This window comes from Pseudomonas sp. LFS074 (assembly GCF_047978165.1).
GTDB lineage: Bacteria > Pseudomonadota > Gammaproteobacteria > Pseudomonadales > Pseudomonadaceae > Aquipseudomonas > Aquipseudomonas putida_P.
In genome coordinates this window covers 2,533,227-2,550,183 of record NZ_JBFPFV010000001.1, presented here as the reverse complement: position 1 = coordinate 2,550,183, position 16,957 = coordinate 2,533,227, and the positions used below count along the sequence as shown (strand labels likewise).

The window sequence follows — 16,957 nt, the reverse complement described above, 5'->3', positions numbered from 1 at the left end:
TGAGACTCACTCCACCCTTCGGAAGCTTGCCCATGCGCCGTTACTGGATGCTGCTCGGCCTCACCTCGGCACTGCTCGCTGGCCCCTTGAATGCGGCCGACCCGGCCAAGGCCGCCGTCGCCGAGGACAAGGCCGAAGTGCTTGAAGAAAAGGTGGTGGAAGATGCCCCTCCCCCCAAAAAAGCTGAAAAACTGACCCCAGGCGAAGCGCAGGCGGTCGACCCGGTTGGCAAGGCGCCGTTGGATGACAGCATTACCTGCCTGGCCCGCACCATCTACTGGGAAGCCAAAGGCGCCGATGCCGAGGACATGACCGCCGTGGCCAGCGTGGTGCTCAACCGCCTGGGCCACGATGGCTTCCCGGACACCATCTGCGGGGTGGTCAAGCAGGGCGTGGAAAGCAAGGCCTGCCAGTTTTCCTGGTGGTGCGACGGGCGCTCGGATCAGGTCGAGGAAGCCCAGCGCTACGATGTCGCCAAAGAAATCGCACGCAAGGCACTGAACCAGCAGTTGAAGGACCCCACCGGCGGCGCGCTGTACTTCCACGACCGCACCGTGCACCCCGATTGGGCCAAGGCGTATCGCAAGACAGCGCAGACTACCCACTTCCTGTTCTACAAGCCGAACCAGGCGTTGGCGCGTTGATGCGAACGCGGCGGACCGTGCGGGCTCGATAAGAATGATTAGCAATTCATCGCACTTTTCCGCAGGCCAGTGGTCTACTCCCTCTTTTGCCGCCAGCAACGATTGCCGGCGCTTTCATTGCTTTGCACGAGCTAGGGCCAAAAGCCCCCGGCTTGTGTAGGATGAGCAGCGCATACCACGACGCTGCCAGTCATAGGGAGATCCACATGCGCGTCCTGTCATCCGTTGCCGCCTTGTCGCTGGGCCTGGTCGTTTCGACCGGGGTACTGGCTGTCACCGGCGAAGAGGCGCAACTGATCGATTCGATCAATGTGTACCGCAGCAAGGCCCAGCCCTGCGGTGGCGAGGCGTCGCTGGAGCTGCCGCCGCTCAATAGCGACACTCGCCTTGCGCTGTCGCCAGAAGGCACCCGCGACTTGCAACAGGCCATGACCCGCGCGGCCTACCCCATGGTCAACGTCCAGGCCATCAGCCTGTCGGGCCCGCGCGATGCGCGCGCCGCCATGCATGCCATCGAGGAAAGCTTCTGCCAGGTAGTGCTCGACCCGCAATTCGTCGATATCGGCGTCAGCCAGGAGGGCCGCGACTGGCGCATCGTGCTGGCCCGGCCGTTGCTCAGCGGCCGCCTGGGTGACTGGCAAGCCGAGGGGCAGAAAGTGCTGCAGGAGATCAACGCTGCGCGCAAGGTGCCACGCCAATGCGGTGGCCAACCCTTTGCCGCCGCCCCGCCACTGAGCTGGAGCACAGTACTGGCCGGGGTGGCTGCCAACCACACGCGGTCCATGGCCAACCAGAACTTCTTCGACCACATCGACAAGGATGGCCGCACACCCGGTGACCGGGCGGAACTGGCCGGGTACTTGTATCAGCAAATCGGCGAGAACATTGCCGCCGGGCGTGATACTGCGCACAAAGTGGTCGACGGCTGGCTGGATAGCCCAGGGCACTGCGCCACGCTGATGAACCCAGACTTCCGTGAACTGGGGGCTGCCTATGCGGTAGACCCGAAGAGCGATGCCGGGATCTACTGGACAGGCTTGTTCGGCACACCGCAGTAAGCGCTGCCTGCTCGCAAGGCCAAGGCCGTACAGCCAAACCGACGGCGCACGCACTTGCCCAGGTAGCTGGCATCGCCCAGGCCCACTTCATCGGCAATCTGCGCCAGGCTATGACTGGAGTTGAGCAAACGCCAGCGCGCCTGCTGCAAACGCATTTCCAGCCACCAGGCCTTGGCGCTCATGCCGTGGCTGGCCTGAAACTGGCGGTCCAGCTGGCGCCGGCTGATGCCCAGTTCCTTGGCCAGTTGCTCCACTGCCAACGGCGAGCCCAGGTGATGGCGCATCAGCGCCTGTGCCCGCTGCACCTGCCGCCCCTGCCCGGCGCCCAGCTCCAGCGAACGCAAGGCATGACGGCTGTCGCGGGTTTCGTCCACCAGCATATCGGCCAGCCCCTTGAGCGCGCGGGTACGCCCGCAAGCGTGTGAGAGCAGCGCAACAGCCAGGTCGATGGCGGCGGTGCCGCCGGCACACGTGATGCGATTGCCATCGATGCAGTACAACTGCTCACGCAGCAATCGCAGCTGCGGGAAGGCAGCACGAAACTCGGCTTCGTGACGCCAGTGCACCACCACCTCATGCCCCTGCAGCAGTCCGCAGGCGGCCAGCAGGAAGGCGCCATTATCGACCCCTACCAGCTTCACACCGGCCTTGCCGGCCTGGTGCAGCAGCGCCTGATAGCGTGGCGCCAGCGCGGCAGTGGCCATGGCATTGCGACCGCCGAACACCACCAGGTAGTCGAAACTGCTCAGGTCGAGCTGGCTGGCAATCGCCTCGACCTGCAGCACCGCACCACTGCTTGATTGCACCGGGTCAAGGCTGAGCCCGGCCACGGTCCAGCTGCAATAGCGCTGCTGGCTGTAGTCCTCGTCGTCGGCGCTGAAGCGCAATTTGTCGAGAAAGGCGCCAAACGGCAGCAGGGCAAAATCCGGTAACGGCAGGATCAGCAGGCGGATGTCGGGCTGCATGTCAGCGAGTCCATAAACGACCATTAAATGTCTAGATCATACTCTATCAGCCGGATCATCAGGCCCTAGACTGGCATCCCCACATCACCAGGCATTTCCAACATGGCCCTCGACACATGGCTCATCTACCTGCTGGCCAGCATCGGCCTGTCGCTGACCCCAGGGCCCAACAGCCTGTTGGCGCTGACACATGGCGCCCTGTATGGCGCGCGGCGAACGTTGTTCACCATCGTGGGCGGGGTGTTTGGCTTCAGCGCCTTGATCGCCCTGGCCATGTTCGGCCTCAGCGCGCTGCTACAAACCTCGGCTTCGGTATTGGGCGTTTTGAAGTGGGTGGGTGGCGCCTATCTGATCTGGCTGGGTATCCAGCTGTGGCGCAGCCCCGGCCTGCAATTGGAGCTGACCGAGCGCAGCGCGCGGCTCGGCAATGCCGGGTTGTTCCGCCAAGGCCTGCTGTCGGCCATGGCCAACCCCAAGGTGCTGCTGTTCTATGGTGCCTTCCTGCCACAATTCATCGACCCACAGCGTGGGCTGGTGCTGCAGTTCGTGGTAATGGCGGCGACCTTCGCCAGCGTCGAGTTCCTGGTCGAGTACCTGCTGGCGCGCCTGGCATTTCGCATTCGCCCTTGGCTGGCCAAGGGCGGCAAGGGTTTCAATCGCTGCTGCGGCAGCCTGTTCGCCTTGATTGGCGTGGCGCTGCCGCTTGGCCGATAGCACGCTCCCTGTTCAGGCGCGCCGGGCCTTCAGCAGGAAGACCAGCAACGCAACACCCGGCAAGCCTGCCCCCACCAGCGCCACCCCCTGCCAGCCAAACTGGCTGAACAACGCGCTGGCCACCGCCGACCCCAGCGCCCCGCCAAGGAAGATGCTGGTCATGTACACCGCGTTCAGCCGCCCGCGGCTGGCCGGGTCCAGTGCGTACACTTCGCGCTGGCCAATGACCATGTTCATCTGCACCGCAAAGTCCAGCAGCACGCCGGTAAGGCCCAGGCCGATCACGCTGTAACCCGGGCTTGTTAGCCCCAGCAGCAAGGCCACCGGCGCCAGCATCAGCGCCAACAGCGAGCCGGCGCGGGCATGCCCGGCATCCGCCAGGCGCCCGGCCATGGGTGCAGCGATGGCGCCCACTGCACCGACCAGGGCGAACACGGCGATCTGGCTCTGCGACAGGCCGTGTTCACTGGCCAGGGCCATCGGCACGGCCGTCCAGAACAGGCTGAACGCTGCGAACATCAACGCCTGGTACAACGAACGCTGGCGCAGCAGTGGATAACGGCGCAGCAGAGTGAGCAGCGACAGCATGAGCCCGGCATAGCTGGCCTTGTGCTCGGGACGACGCTGCGGCAGGGTCAGCGCCAGCAACAGGATGATCGCCAGCATGACTCCGGCGGCGCCAATGAACACCGCGCGCCAGCCAAAGTGGTCAGCCACCAGGCTCGAAACCGGGCGCGCCAGCAGGATACCCAGCAGCAGGCCGCCCATGATATTCCCCACCACCCGGCCACGCTGCTGTTCCGGCGCCAGGTGCGCCGCCAGCGGGATAAGCATCTGCACCGACACAGAACTGAAACCGATCAGCAGTGCGTAACCCAGGAACAACTGCCCCTGACCACTGCTGCTGGTGCCCGCCAGCAGCAGACTGAAACAGGCCAGGACAGCGGTAGCCACCATCAGGCGGCGGTTTTCCAGCAGGTCGGCAAGCGGCACCAGCAACAACAGGCCCAGGGCATAACCCAGTTGGGTAAGGGAAACGATCAGGCTGGCATGCTCGGTGGATAGCCCCAAGTCTGGGGCAATCAGCCCGACGATGGGCTGGGCATAGTAGATGTTGGCGACGATCGCGCCGCAGCAGAATGCCAGTAGCACGACCAGGGCCCGGCTCAGGCTGGCAGCTGCCGGTTGCGCTGCCGCAAGGGAGGGATTCATGCGAGGTTCCTCGACTAGGGGTATATGCTGGCTACCTTACCCATGCGCGCTTTCGCCGAGAATCCGGTCTTGGCGCAACGCGGCTTTGCGCTCTGCGCAACACTACCCGTCGTTTTTCAGTAAATTTTCGCAAAAGTCGATGAACGCGTTCACCCGCCGCGAACCCCGGTGGTTGGGCAGGTACAGGGCATTGATGCTGTTGTTGGCCGTGCCAGGGCTGGCCTGCCAGTCGGGGAATACCCGCTGCAGGCGCCCGGCCAGCACATCTGCGCGTACCAGCCAGTCGGCCAGCAGAGCGATGCCACTGCCTGCCAATGCCGTTTCACGCAGCATGTCGGCGTTGGCGCTGCGCAGCGGCCCGCTTACGTCCAGCTCCAGGCTCTCCTGGCCGCAGGCCAGGCGCCAGGGCCGCGCTTTCTGCCCGTAGCGAAAGCGCAGGCAGGCGTGCTCCAGCAATTGCCGGGGGTGCTGCAGCGGCTCACGCCCCGCCAGGTAAGCCGGGCTGGCCACCAACCAACGCTGGAAGCGACCGAGCTGGCGGCACACCAGCTCGTCATTGGGCGATGGGTCGCCCAGGCGAACCGACAGATCGTAGCGCCCGTCCAGAAGGTCATCCAGGCGGTCGCTGAGGTCGATGTCCAGCTCCAGTGCCGGGTGCCTTGCCAGGAACGGCCCCAGGTGCGGGGCGATGACCCGCCTGCCGAACTCCACTGGCAAGCACAGTCGCAATACGCCGACTGGCTCTTCGCCGCGATCGGCAACACTGGCATCAGCCTCGTCCAGCGCCTCGAAAATACCCCGTGCGCGCTCGTAGTAACGGGCACCGGCCTCAGTCAAGCTCACCTGACGCGTGGAACGGTTGAGCAAGGTGGCGCCCAGCGCCGTTTCCAGGGCATCGACCAGGCGCGTCACCGACGATGTCGCCAGCCCTAGCCTGCGCGCGGCCGCAGAAAAGCCCTGGGCATCGACGGTGGCCACGAACATCTTCATTGCCAGGAGTTTGTCCATTTGCTGGCCACCTTCCAAAACTCGGAAAGTTCTTACAAACGGCCGGGCGGGTCAAGAAGCGCGCTGCATGGCATTTGCGTCCATAGTGGCATCACACCTTCACAGCGAGGCTTTCCATGATACCGAACAACCTGCTGGCCGCCCTGCCGCCCTGCGACCCCGCCAGTGCCGAACATGTCGACGAACTGCTCAGCCGCCCAGGGGTGCGCGTGGAGCGTATCGTCTCCAGCGGCCAGGCCAGCCCGCCCGGTTTCTGGTACGTCCAGGCCGAAGGCGAGTGGATCGTGCTGCTCAGTGGAGCTGCGGGGCTGCGCTTCGAGCACGAGCACCACACCCGCCTGTTGGCGCCGGGCGATTGCCTGGATATTCCGCCGCACTACCGCCACCGCGTGGAATGGACCGCACCCGGCACGGCCACCATCTGGTTGGCGGTGTTCTATGGCAGTAGTTCCCCGTGGCCAGCCTGAAGCTGAGGCTGAACGTGGGCGCGCAACACACTCGACGAAAGTATGAATGCCGGTTGCAAAAACGGCAGAAACTCCCCGTTTAATGCTTTTTTCAGCACCTGATCTAGACTTTTAGCGACACCTTCACACGTTCAGCCCTGCGACAATCAGCCTCAGAAAATTATGTACCAACTTGTTAATTAGCAAGCTAAGGGCTTAGACTGCGCGCATTCCACCTGCTGAGATCCCTGGCATGAAAGAAACACCGCGCGCCTCTGGCGCCCCAAACATCATTCTGATCGGCCTGGGCGTAATCATCGCCCTGCTCGGCCTCCTCCTGGCTGCCGGCGGCGTCAAGCTCGCCGGCCTGGGCGGCTCCTGGTACTTCCTGATCGGCGGCCTGGCCATGGCCATCGCCGGTGTACTCATTGCTCGCCGCAAGCTGGCTGGCGCCTGGCTGTATGCCGCGTTCCTGATCGGCACCGTGATCTGGGCACTGAGCGATGTCGGCCTGGTGTTCTGGCCGTTGTTCTCGCGCCTGTTCATGTTCGGCGCAATCGGCATGGTGGTGGCACTGGTCTACCCGCTGCTGGTGCGTACCAATGGCGCCAGCGCCGGTCGCGGTGCCTACGGTATCGCCGGGGTAATGGCGGTGGTGTTGGTGATCGCTGCCGGCAACATGTTCGTTGCCCACCCAAGCGTCGCCCCCACCGGCAAAGGCCCAGGCATGACCCCGGTCGAAGCCGGCAAGGAACAGAAAGACTGGGCCCACTACGGCAACACCGAAGGTGGCAGCCGCTTCGCCGCGCTGGACCAGATCAACCGGGACAACGTCAACAAGCTGAAAGTGGCCTGGACCTACCACACCGGTGACGTCGCCATCAGTGACGGCAACGGTGCCGAAGACCAGCTGACACCGCTGCAGATCGGCAACAAGGTGTTCATCTGCACCCCGCACAACAACCTGATCGCCCTCGATGCCGACACCGGCAAAGAACTGTGGAAAAACGCAATCAACGCCCAGTCCAAGGTCTGGCAGCGTTGCCGTGGCATGGCCTACTTCGACGCCACTGCCGCCATCGCTCAGCCGACCCAGCCGAACAGCTCGCCGATTACCGGCGGTAGCGTAGCGGCGGGTGCCAACTGCCAGCGTCGCCTGCTGACCAACACCATCGATGGCCGCCTGATTGCCGTCGACGCCGACACCGGCGAGTTCTGCCAGGGCTTTGGCAACAATGGCCAGGTCAACCTGATGGCCGGCCTGGGCAATGTCCCGGACTCCTACTACCAGCTCTCCTCGGCACCGCTGATGGCCGGTACCACCGTGGTGGTTGGCGGCCGCGTTGCCGACAACGTCCAGACCGACATGCCAGGTGGCGTGATCCGTGGCTTCGACGTGATCACCGGTGAAATGCGCTGGGCCTTCGACCCGGGCAACCCGGAAGATCGCCAGGCACCGCAAGGCGACAGCACCTATGTGCGCAGCACGCCGAACAGCTGGGCACCGATGTCCTACGACCCGGCGATGAACACCGTGTTCCTGCCGATGGGCTCGTCGTCCACCGACATCTACGGTGTTGAGCGCAACAAGCTGGACCACACCTACGGCGCTTCGGTGCTGGCCCTGGACGCCACTACCGGCAACCAGAAGTGGGTATACCAGACCGTGCACAACGACCTCTGGGACTTCGACCTGCCGATGCAGCCAAGCCTGATCGACTTCACCAAGGATGACGGCCAGTCGGTACCTGCGGTAGTGATCGGCACCAAGGCCGGGCAGATCTACGTGCTCGACCGCGCCACCGGTAAGCCGTTGACCCAGGTCGACGAAGTACCCGTCAAGCCAAGCAACATCCCGAACGAGCCATACTCCCCAACCCAGCCCAAATCGGTAGGCATGCCGCAGATCGGCGCACAGACCCTGACCGAGTCGGACATGTGGGGTGCCACCCCGTATGACCAGCTGCTGTGCCGCATCGACTTCAAGAAAATGCGCTACGACGGCCTGTACACCGCGCCGGGCACCGACCTGTCGCTGAGCTTCCCAGGTTCGCTGGGTGGCATGAACTGGGGCAGCATTTCCACCGACCCGGTGCATGGTTTCATCTTCGTCAACGACATGCGTCTGGGCCTGTGGATCCAGATGATCCCGTCGCAGAACAAAGGTGGCGCGGCCTCTGGCGGTGAGGCACTGAACACCGGCATGGGCGCGGTACCACTCAAGGGCACGCCGTATGCCGTGAACAAGAACCGCTTCCTGTCGGTAGCGGGCATTCCATGCCAGGCGCCGCCGTTCGGCACCCTGACCGCCATCGACATGAAAACCCGCCAGGTGGCCTGGCAGGTACCCGTGGGCACCGTTGAAGACACTGGCCCGCTCGGCATCCGCATGCACCTGCCGATCAAGATCGGCCTGCCAACCCTGGGCGGCACCCTGTCGACCCAAGGCGGCCTGGTGTTCATTGCCGGCACCCAGGACTTCTACCTGCGCGCCTATGACAGCAGCAACGGTAACGAAATCTGGAAAGCTCGCCTGCCAGTGGGCAGCCAGGGCGGCCCGATGACCTACGTTTCGCCGAAGACCGGCAAGCAGTACGTGGTGATCACTGCTGGCGGCGCCCGCCAGTCGACTGACCGTGGCGACTACGTGATTTCTTACGCGCTGCCGTAAGACCGCGTCGCCTTCTTCGCGAGCACGCCCGTTCCCACAAGGCCCACAGCGGCCATGTAGGCACGGGTTTGCCCGCGAATGGCCCCAAAGACAACCCGAGATTCAGCAATGCCATCCGCAATTCGCATCACCCCCACCCTGCTGCTGGCCCTGGCCAGCACCACAGCCCTGGCCGACGGCGACCTGCTGACCCGCAGCACCCTGACCGGCGACTGGGGCGGCCTGCGTCATCAACTCGAAGAAGACGGCGTCAAAGTCACCGGTGACTACAGCGGCGAAACCGCCTACAACGCCCACGGTGGTTTGCACCGATCGGCGCGCTATTCGCAGAACGTCAAGCTGGGCGTGCAGTTCGACCTGTCGAAGCTGTACGGCCTGGACAACGGCGGCAAAGTCCAGCTGACCGTCAACGACCGCCGCGGTAACAGCGCGTCGGAAGACCTGGTAGGCAACCGCCTGCCGATCCAGGAAAACTTCGGTGGCCTGTACACCCGCCTGACCGAGCTGAGCTACGAGCGTACCCTGTTCACTCCGGCGCTCAACGTTAAGCTTGGCTACATGGCCATGGGCAACGACCTCGGCGGCCTGGACAGCGGCATCCTGTGCAACTTCATGAACGCCGGCTTCTGCGGCCACCCGCTGAACATGTCCGGTGGCAGCGGCTGGACCAACTACCCCAATGCTCACCTCGGCGTGCGGGTGAAGTACGACCTGTCGCCTTCCTGGCAGCTGCGCGTGGCGGCGTTCAACGTAGACCCCGAGAGCAACGGCAACTCCAGCCGCGCCTGGCACCTGGGGCCCAAGCACACCACCGGCACCGTGGTACCGGTGGAGCTGGTGTACAAGCTGCAGGGTGAACTGCCGGGCGAGTACAAGCTCGGTTACTACTACGACAGCTCCGATGTGAAACGCATCGGCAGCGACGACGAAGTATCCGGCCGCTCAGGCCACTACCTGCTGGTCGACCAGGCGGTATGGAACGACCAGGGCTCGCCAGGCCGTAGCCTGCACGCCTTCGGCCAGTACTCGGCGTCGAGCAAGGCCGCCTCGCCGTTCACCAAGTGGTATGGTGCCGGTGTGGTGCTGTACAAACCGTTCGAAGGCCGCCCGAAAGATACCGTGGCACTGGGTTACGGCCGTGCCGTACCTAATCCGCGTAGCCGCGATGTGCTTGAAGATGCCGCCTTCAACGCTGGCCAGCAGTTCCCCGATATCGACAGTGCCGAGCAGTTGATCGAACTGAGTTATGGCTACCAGGCCACACCGTGGCTGAACCTGCGCCCAGATGTGCAATACATCATCGAGCCAGGGGCGTTCTCGGGGAAGGACATCGACAACGCGCTGGTGGTGGGCCTGCAGGTCAAGGCTACCTTCTGATTCGCCAGGGCCTCGCTGTGGCCCATTCGCGGGTGTACCCGCGAAGACGCCACAGCTATCAATCCTGCTTGAGGTAATCGACCAGCCTGAGCAGCATGGCATCACAGCCCTGCAACTGCTCCACACTGACAAACTCATCCGGCTTGTGCCCCTGGTCCATGCTGCCAGGCCCGCACACCACGGTCGGGATGCCGGCCTGGTCGAACAAGCCGCCTTCGGTACCGAACGCCACCGTGCCGAACTCATTCGAGCCACTGAGCAATGCCACCAGCCGCGCAGCCTCACTGTCCTGCGGTGTGGCCAGCCCCGGATAGGCGCTCAGCGGCTCCAGGCGAATGGCGCTGGCGGCATTGACCTTGCGCATACGCGGCAGCAACTCGGCCTCTGCATAAGTCTGCAACTGATCGGCCACCGCCTGCGCCTCGAACCCTGGCAGCGCGCGCACTTCAAAATCGAATTCACATTCGGCGGGCACGATGTTCAGCGCCCTGCCCCCTTTGATTACCCCGGTCTGCACCGTGGAAAACGGCGGGTCGAAGCGCTCGTCATGATGCTGCGGCAAGGCCAGTGCATCACCGATGTCACCCAACTTGCCGATCAGTTTCGCCGCGTACTCGATGGCATTCACCCCAGACGGCGCATACGCCGAGTGGCAGGCCGCGCCATGCACCTGGCAGCGCATTGCCAGCTTGCCCTTGTGCCCCAGCACCGGCTTGAGCTCGGTGGGTTCGCCAATCAGGCACAGTCGGGGTTTGTGCGGGCGCTGTTCGAGGGCTTCCAGCATCGAGCGTACGCCCAGGCAACCGACTTCCTCGTCGTAGGAGAACGCCAGGTGCACGGGCATGCGCAACGGCTGGGCGAGGAACGCGGGCACGGCTGCCAGCACCGACGCGATGAAACCTTTCATGTCAGCCGTGCCGCGACCATACAGGCGCCCGTCGCGTTCGCTCAGGGCGAACGGCTCGACGCTCCAGGCCTGGCCATCCACCGGCACTACATCTGTGTGCCCCGACAGCACCACGCCGCCTACGTCCTTGGGGCCGATGGTGGCGAACAGGTTGGCCTTGGTGCCCTCCGGGTTATGGAACAGTTCGCTTTCCACCCCCAGTTCCGCCAGGTAATCACGGATAAAGCCGATCAGCTGAAGGTTGGAGTCCCGGCTGACCGTGGCAAAGCCGATCAGCCGGGCCAGCAGCGCGCGGCTGGCAAATTCACTCATCGCCTGGCACCCCGTAGCTTGGCGCGGCGGTCGGGTTGAGGGCGCGGGTGACATAGTCCTGCATCTGTGGCCGATAGGCTTGCCACAAGCCATCGAGCACACCGATCGGGTCTGCATCGGCCCAGTCGACGCGCAGGTCCACCAGTGGCCAGGTCAGTTCGCCAGCAATCTTCAACGCCGCCGAGTGCACCGGCCCGGCTTCGCCACCGGCGGCCATCGCCGCGTGCATGGCCGCCAGCAGGCGGTCGGCCAGGTGCCCACCCGCCTGCTCGAAAGCCAGCACCATGGCCTCTATTACCTGGGTAGAAGACAGCAGGTTGCCCGCCGCTGCGCAGTGTTCGCCGGCCACCGCATTGTGTGTACCCAGCGCTTCGCGCCCCGTGAACAGCGCCACTTGCCCCTGGCTGTCGATCACCGTGACCTGGCGATACTCACTCCAGCCGTTGGCACTCAGCACCCGGTCCAGGGCCGCGGCGGGTGGCAACTGGCCTTGCTCCATGGCATCGAGAATCTGCGGGCCCAGTGCCGGCAGGGTGATGTTCTGGGTAGAGACCGCGCCTACACCGGCGCGCACCCACGGGCAACGGGCGCCTACGGCGATGCTCGACGAGCTGATGGCGATGCCGACCTGGCCGGTTTCCTGGCAGCGGCCAATGATGGAGAAGGTCATGGTGAAGCTCCTGTTGTCCTGTGCGATGCAGGGCATTCTGGGCGCAACCTTCTACCCCACGAAACAAACATTTTCCTGTGCTTTGAGCAGGAAAAAACTAAGCCCGCAAAAGTGCGCCAAACACCACACGAAAACCCCCTTAAAGTTTGCTACAGGCCATGCAATTCAAGGCCTTCGCCGTTTTATCGGCAAGCACCAGCTAAATACTATTTTCGCCATTCGTGCCGCATCCCTAGTCTGGCTCCAGACAACGGCGGTCCTCCAAACCGACCTGACAACAACCGCCTGAACAAGGGCTCGGACATGACACTGAACAACCTCGAAATCGACACCCTCGTCGTCGGCGCCGGCCAGGCCGGCGTGGCCATGAGCGAACACCTGAGCAAGCTTGGCGTGCCGCACCTGGTGCTGGAGCGCAACCGTATCGCCGAGGCATGGCGCACTGGCCGCTGGGACTCGCTGGTCGCCAACGGCCCGGTCTGGCACGACCGCTTCCCGGGGCTGGAATTCAACCTCGACGCCGACGCCTTCGCAGGCAAGGACCAGGTGGCCGACTACTTCGAGCAGTACGTACGCAAGTACAACCTGCCGGTACGCACCGGCATTGAAGTAAAGCGCGTAGTTCGTAACAGCGACCGCCCCGGCTTCACCATCGAAACCAATGAAGGCGTGATTCGCGCCAACCGAGTGGTCGCCGCCACCGGCCCGTTCCAGAAGCCGGTGATCCCGGCCATTGCGCCTAAAGACAGCAACCTGCATCAGATCCACTCCGCCGCCTACTTCAACCCAGAGCAACTGCCCGAGGGCGCGGTATTGGTGGTTGGTGCCGGTTCCTCCGGCGTGCAGATTGCCGAAGAGCTGATGCGCGCCGGGCGCCAGGTGTACCTGTCGGTCGGCGCCCACGACCGCCCGCCGCGTGCCTACCGCAACCGCGACTTCTGCTGGTGGCTGGGCGTGCTGGGTGAGTGGGACGCAGAAATCGCCAAGCCCGGACGCGAGCACGTGACGATCGCCGTCAGCGGCGCCCGTGGCGGCCACACCGTGGACTTCCGCGCCCTCGCCCACCAGGGTATGACCCTGGTCGGCCTGACCCAGTCGTTCGAGAACGGCGTGGCGCACTTCCAGGACAACCTGGTCGAGAACATCAACCGCGGCGATGAAAACTACCTGGCCCTGCTGGATGCCGCCGATGCCTACATCGAATGCAACGGCCTGGACCTGCCGGAAGAACCCGAAGCCCGCACACGCCTGGCCGACCCGGCCTGCATGAGCAACCCGCTGCAGCAATTGGACCTGGCCAAGGCCGGCGTCAGCAGCATCATCTGGGCTACCGGTTACGGCGTGGACTTCAGCTGGCTGCAGGTGGACACCTTCGATGCCAACGGCAAGCCCCAGCACCAACGCGGCGTGGCCCGCGAACCCGGCGTGTACTTCCTTGGCCTGCCGTGGTTGTCCCGCCGTGGCTCGTCGTTCATCTGGGGCGTGTGGCACGACGCCAAGCACGTCGCTGGCCACATCGCCACGCAACGCACCTACCTGGCCTACCGCGACCGCGAACAGCGCGAAGCGGATGAGCAGCAAACCAACATGATCAGCAACGTCAGCACCCTCGGAGCCCACTGATGCCTACCCATACTCGCATCCGCATGTTCAACACCAAGGAAACCTACCCCAACCAGACCCTGGACAACGACCTGTGCCAGGCCGTGCGGGCCGGCAACACCATTTATGTGCGAGGCCAGGTAGGTACCGACTTCGAAGGCAAACTGGTGGGCCTGGGTAACCCGCAGGCGCAAACCGAACAAGCAATGAAGAACGTCAAGCAACTGCTTGAAGAAGCTGGCTCGGACCTGTCGCACATCGTCAAGACCACCACTTACATCACCGACCCGCGCTTCCGCGAGCCGGTGTACAAGGAAGTGGGCAAGTGGCTGAAGGGCGTATTCCCGATCTCCACCGGCTTGGTGGTCGCCGGGTTGGCCCAGGCCGAGTGGCTGATGGAGATCGACGTGATCGCCGTGGTGCCCGATCAGGAATGACCGGCGGCCTGCAGGGTGGACGGGAACCGCCGCCTGCCCTGCAACCACGCCTGGGTTACTCGTGCCGCCGCTTGTAACCGCTGTTCTGCGGGCACGCCAGCGGATGGCACCTCTACACTGACGCACAGCTGCGTCGGTAACGCCGCCACCAACGCGGCCAGCGGCAGTTGCCCTTGCCCCGGCAGCATACGGCCCTCACGCGCTTCCGCGATGATCAGCTCCTCTACGGGCGCCAGCAACGGCGCATCACACAGCTGCACCGCACGCAGCAGACGCGGATCGACCCCGGCGAGGTCGGCCACCTGGCCACCGGAGCGGAACAGGTGCAAGGCATCGACCAGTACGCCGCCGTTGTCCTGCCCCGCCCCTGTCACAACCGTGCATGCCTGTTGCAGGGTTGCCACTGGCCGCCAGCGCATGAACTCCAGGTCCACACGCAGGCCATGACCACGCGCCAGTTCACACAGCGCCGCGAAATTGCCGGTCAGCCGCGCTACATCGTCGTCGTCCCCGGACACCGTCAGGCTCAGCGCCCCCAGCTCGGCACCTGCGGCCAACAGCGGTTGGTAATCGGCAACCTGTGCCTGTGCCGTCAATGCAACAAACTCGATATCGGTAACACGCACACCTTCACCCGCCATCACCGCCCGCAGTTCGCGCAGCGCCTGGCTACCCGGCGCAACCGGGTACGCCTGTGCACCCGGCATCACCGGGTGCAGGCGCAGCCCAACCGCGCTAAAGCCCGCGCGCCGCGCCTCACGTACCAGCCTGGCCGGCGCCAGTTCCAGGGCGGTGAGGTGCGCCACGCCCAGGCCATTCAATAGGTCGCCCTCCCGCCGCTGAGGTCGAAGACGAAGCCGGTGGTAAAGCTGCACTCCGGCCCGGCAATCCAGCTGACCATATTGGCGATCTCCTCGGCCTTGAGGAACCGCCCCATGGGGATCTTGGCCTTGCTCGCGGCAATGTGCTCGGCCGTCATCTCGGCCATCAGCGGGGTCTCGACCATGGCCGGTGCCACGCAGTTGAGCAGCACGCCGTCCTGCGCCAGCTCCTTGGCCGCTGCCTTGGTAAAGGCGATGACCCCAGCCTTGGCTGCCGAATAGGCCGAGATGTACTGCACGCCATCCTTGCCGGCCATGGAGGCGATATTGACGATGCGCCCGTAGCCGTTGTCACGCATATGCGGGATGGCGGTACGGCAGCAATAGAACACGCCGTTCAGGTCAATGGCGATGACCTTGTCCCAGGCCTCTGGCGGGTACTCCCACGACGAAACCACAGGGCCATTGATGCCAGCGTTGTTGACCAGAATCTGCACCTGCCCTATACGCTTCAGCGTCTCGGCGAAGGCTGTCTCTACCGAGGCCAGCGACGATACATCCACCGCCTGGCGCAGCACGGGCTCAAAGCCGTTTTCCGCGTTGCTCCAACCCTCCACGGCGAGGTCCCAGATCACAACCTGGGCGCCGGCGGCATGCAGGCGCTGGGCAATCGCCAGGCCGATGCCACGCATCCCTCCGGTGACGATTGCGGTCTGGCCTTGCAGGTACTGGCTCATTGTTTTGCTCCATTTTCGACTGAAGGAATCTCCGGCAAGCGACGCAGGTCGCTGACCATGAACAGGTAGCACAGCGCACCGAGTACGGTGATCGACGACACGAATGCCAAGGCCCAGACGAACGAGCCTGTCAGCGAGACGATGATGCCGATGGTCAACGGCGTGACGATGCCTGCTGCGTTGGCGAACAGGTTGAACAAGCCGCCGCTGAGGCCCAGCAGGCCTTTGGGGGCGATATCGGACACGATCATCCAGGCCAGCGCCGACATGCCCTGGGCAAAGTAGGCGATGCACAGGATGGCAATCACCAGCGCGTCGGACTCGACGTAGTTGGCCAGCACGATCACCGACGCGGTAAGCAACCCGGCGATTACCGGCAGCTTGCGCGCCACGTTCAGCGAGTAGCCGCGGCGCAGCAACGCGTCAGACAGCCAACCGCCGACCAGCGTGCCCAGCGAGGCGGCAATGAATGGCAGCACCGCTACCCAGCCGACCTTGAGCCAGGGCATGTGCCGCTCGGTCACCAGGTAGGTGGGGAACCAGGTGAGGAAGAACACGTTGGTCGAATTGCAGGCGAACTGGCCCAGGCAGATGCCCAGCATGTTGCGGTGCTTGAGCAACGCCGGAATCTGCGACCAGCGGAACGACGTGGCTTTCTGCCCACCATCTATCACCCCACCGCCAGCGGCGATGTAGTCCAGCTCGGCCTGGTTGGCCGTGGTCGACTGGTGTGGCTCGTGGTATTTGCGCCACCACACCAGGCCATAGAGGATGCCCATCAGGCCGACCGCCAGCAGCAGGAAACGCCAGCCGTAAGCGTGCAGCACCCAGAACAGCAGCGGGGTCAGAAACGCCAGCCCGGTGTATTCGGCAAAGGTGTAGATACCGGTCGCCCTGGCCCGCTCGCTCTGCGGGAACCAGGTGGCCACCACCCGGCTGTTGGTGGGAAAGCATGGTGCTTCAGTCATCCCCACCAGAAAGCGCATGCCCAGCAACGACAGGAAGCCCTGCGCCAGCCCTTGCAGCCCGGTGAACAGCGACCACAAGGTCAGTGCCAGCCAGTAAGTGAGCTTGGTGCCCAGCCGGTCGATGAGGATGCCGCCCGGAATCTGCGCAGCGGCGTAGGTCCAGGAAAAGGCGGAAAAGATCACCCCCATCATCGCTGCGTTCAGGCCCAAGTCAGCACTGATACTCGGCGCGGCAATACCCATCACGCTGCGATCGAGGTAGTTGATCATGGTACCGCCGGAAATCAGCGCCAGGATCATGAAACGGGTGCGGGTGCGTTGCTGGACGCGCGCAGGGGTGTCGAACACCCCGAGGCTGGCGTTCTGTTCAGTGGTCATGACGGTTGCTCTCTTGTTATTGGAATGGCA

At 64.1% G+C, this 16,957-nt stretch carries 17 protein-coding genes; 9 read left to right on the top strand and 8 right to left on the bottom strand.

The features are described from left to right. The first annotated feature begins 32 nt into the window (after positions 1–32). Positions 33–644, top strand: a complete 612-nt coding sequence (locus tag ACNQP3_RS11755; protein WP_012272005.1) for a cell wall hydrolase — start codon at positions 33–35, stop codon at positions 642–644. A 206-nt stretch (positions 645–850) separates the two neighbouring features. Further along, complete coding sequence (locus ACNQP3_RS11750) at positions 851–1,702, top strand: CAP domain-containing protein (RefSeq protein ID WP_012272004.1); 852 nt, start codon at positions 851–853, stop codon at positions 1,700–1,702. Here ACNQP3_RS11750 and ACNQP3_RS11745 read toward each other — a convergent pair. Beyond that, complete coding sequence (locus tag ACNQP3_RS11745) at positions 1,669–2,667, bottom strand: GlxA family transcriptional regulator (RefSeq protein WP_060514204.1); 999 nt, start codon at positions 2,665–2,667, stop codon at positions 1,669–1,671. The genes ACNQP3_RS11750 and ACNQP3_RS11745 overlap by 34 nt on opposite strands. A 102-nt stretch (positions 2,668–2,769) precedes the next feature. Here ACNQP3_RS11745 and ACNQP3_RS11740 point away from each other — a divergent pair, with 102 nt between their 5' ends. Beyond that, a complete protein-coding gene (locus ACNQP3_RS11740; protein ID WP_012272002.1) occupies positions 2,770–3,381 on the top strand; it encodes a LysE family translocator in 612 nt (203 codons plus the stop codon). A 12-nt stretch (positions 3,382–3,393) separates the two neighbouring features. Here the strand turns inward: ACNQP3_RS11740 and ACNQP3_RS11735 are convergent, their stop codons facing one another. Continuing rightward, on the bottom strand, positions 3,394–4,593 hold the full coding sequence (locus tag ACNQP3_RS11735) for an MFS transporter (protein WP_060514205.1): 1,200 nt from the start codon (positions 4,591–4,593) through the stop codon (positions 3,394–3,396). Between the two features lie 102 nt (positions 4,594–4,695). After that, positions 4,696–5,601 (bottom strand): LysR family transcriptional regulator, encoded by a 906-nt coding sequence (locus ACNQP3_RS11730; protein WP_012272000.1) that lies wholly within the window; start codon positions 5,599–5,601, stop codon positions 4,696–4,698. A gap of 116 nt (positions 5,602–5,717) precedes the next feature. Here ACNQP3_RS11730 and ACNQP3_RS11725 point away from each other — a divergent pair, with 116 nt between their 5' ends. The 3 genes from ACNQP3_RS11725 (at position 5,718) to ACNQP3_RS11715 (ending at position 10,095) form a co-directional block, all read left to right on the top strand. Then, on the top strand, positions 5,718–6,068 hold the full coding sequence (locus ACNQP3_RS11725) for a cupin (RefSeq protein ID WP_264317058.1): 351 nt from the start codon (positions 5,718–5,720) through the stop codon (positions 6,066–6,068). Between the two features lie 232 nt (positions 6,069–6,300). Beyond that, complete coding sequence (locus ACNQP3_RS11720; RefSeq protein ID WP_264317057.1) at positions 6,301–8,718, top strand: glucose/quinate/shikimate family membrane-bound PQQ-dependent dehydrogenase; 2,418 nt, start codon at positions 6,301–6,303, stop codon at positions 8,716–8,718. A gap of 108 nt (positions 8,719–8,826) precedes the next feature. Next, entirely contained in the window at positions 8,827–10,095 is a 1,269-nt protein-coding gene (locus ACNQP3_RS11715; protein ID WP_012271997.1) for a carbohydrate porin, read from the top strand. A 58-nt stretch (positions 10,096–10,153) separates the two neighbouring features. Here ACNQP3_RS11715 and argE read toward each other — a convergent pair whose 3' ends face one another. Together argE and ACNQP3_RS11705 are read right to left on the bottom strand one after the other, a co-directional pair. Further along, positions 10,154–11,314, bottom strand: a complete 1,161-nt coding sequence (gene argE / locus ACNQP3_RS11710) for an acetylornithine deacetylase (protein WP_012271996.1) — start codon at positions 11,312–11,314, stop codon at positions 10,154–10,156. Next, positions 11,307–11,984: a DUF1028 domain-containing protein gene (locus tag ACNQP3_RS11705; RefSeq protein ID WP_012271995.1), complete on the bottom strand. Its 678-nt coding sequence runs from the start codon at positions 11,982–11,984 to the stop codon at positions 11,307–11,309. Before ACNQP3_RS11705 ends, argE begins: the two co-directional genes overlap by 8 nt. Here ACNQP3_RS11705 and ACNQP3_RS11700 point away from each other — a divergent pair. Genes ACNQP3_RS11700 through ACNQP3_RS11690 form a run of 3 tightly spaced genes read left to right on the top strand, consistent with a single transcriptional unit; the run spans position 11,983 to position 14,023 of the window. Then, entirely contained in the window at positions 11,983–12,273 is a 291-nt protein-coding gene (locus tag ACNQP3_RS11700) for a hypothetical protein (protein ID WP_264317056.1), read from the top strand. The two genes, ACNQP3_RS11705 and ACNQP3_RS11700, sit on opposite strands and share 2 nt — an antisense overlap. A 14-nt stretch (positions 12,274–12,287) precedes the next feature. Next, positions 12,288–13,607 carry a flavin-containing monooxygenase gene (locus ACNQP3_RS11695; RefSeq protein ID WP_012271994.1) on the top strand — a complete coding sequence of 440 codons (1,320 nt, stop codon included), beginning with the start codon at positions 12,288–12,290 and terminating at the stop codon, positions 13,605–13,607. Continuing rightward, on the top strand, positions 13,607–14,023 hold the full coding sequence (locus tag ACNQP3_RS11690) for a RidA family protein (RefSeq protein ID WP_012271993.1): 417 nt from the start codon (positions 13,607–13,609) through the stop codon (positions 14,021–14,023). Before ACNQP3_RS11695 ends, ACNQP3_RS11690 begins: the two co-directional genes overlap by 1 nt. Here ACNQP3_RS11690 and ACNQP3_RS11685 read toward each other — a convergent pair. Genes ACNQP3_RS11685 through ACNQP3_RS11675 form a run of 3 tightly spaced genes read right to left on the bottom strand, consistent with a single transcriptional unit; the run spans position 14,014 to position 16,927 of the window. After that, on the bottom strand, positions 14,014–14,844 hold the full coding sequence (locus ACNQP3_RS11685) for a sugar phosphate isomerase/epimerase family protein (protein ID WP_264317055.1): 831 nt from the start codon (positions 14,842–14,844) through the stop codon (positions 14,014–14,016). The two genes, ACNQP3_RS11690 and ACNQP3_RS11685, sit on opposite strands and share 10 nt — an antisense overlap. Further along, positions 14,841–15,581 carry an SDR family NAD(P)-dependent oxidoreductase gene (locus ACNQP3_RS11680; protein WP_060514209.1) on the bottom strand — a complete coding sequence of 247 codons (741 nt, stop codon included), beginning with the start codon at positions 15,579–15,581 and terminating at the stop codon, positions 14,841–14,843. The genes ACNQP3_RS11685 and ACNQP3_RS11680 overlap by 4 nt, the downstream gene beginning before the upstream one ends. After that, positions 15,578–16,927 carry an MFS transporter gene (locus tag ACNQP3_RS11675; protein WP_060494245.1) on the bottom strand — a complete coding sequence of 450 codons (1,350 nt, stop codon included), beginning with the start codon at positions 16,925–16,927 and terminating at the stop codon, positions 15,578–15,580. Before ACNQP3_RS11675 ends, ACNQP3_RS11680 begins: the two co-directional genes overlap by 4 nt. Positions 16,928–16,957: the final 30 nt, after the last annotated feature.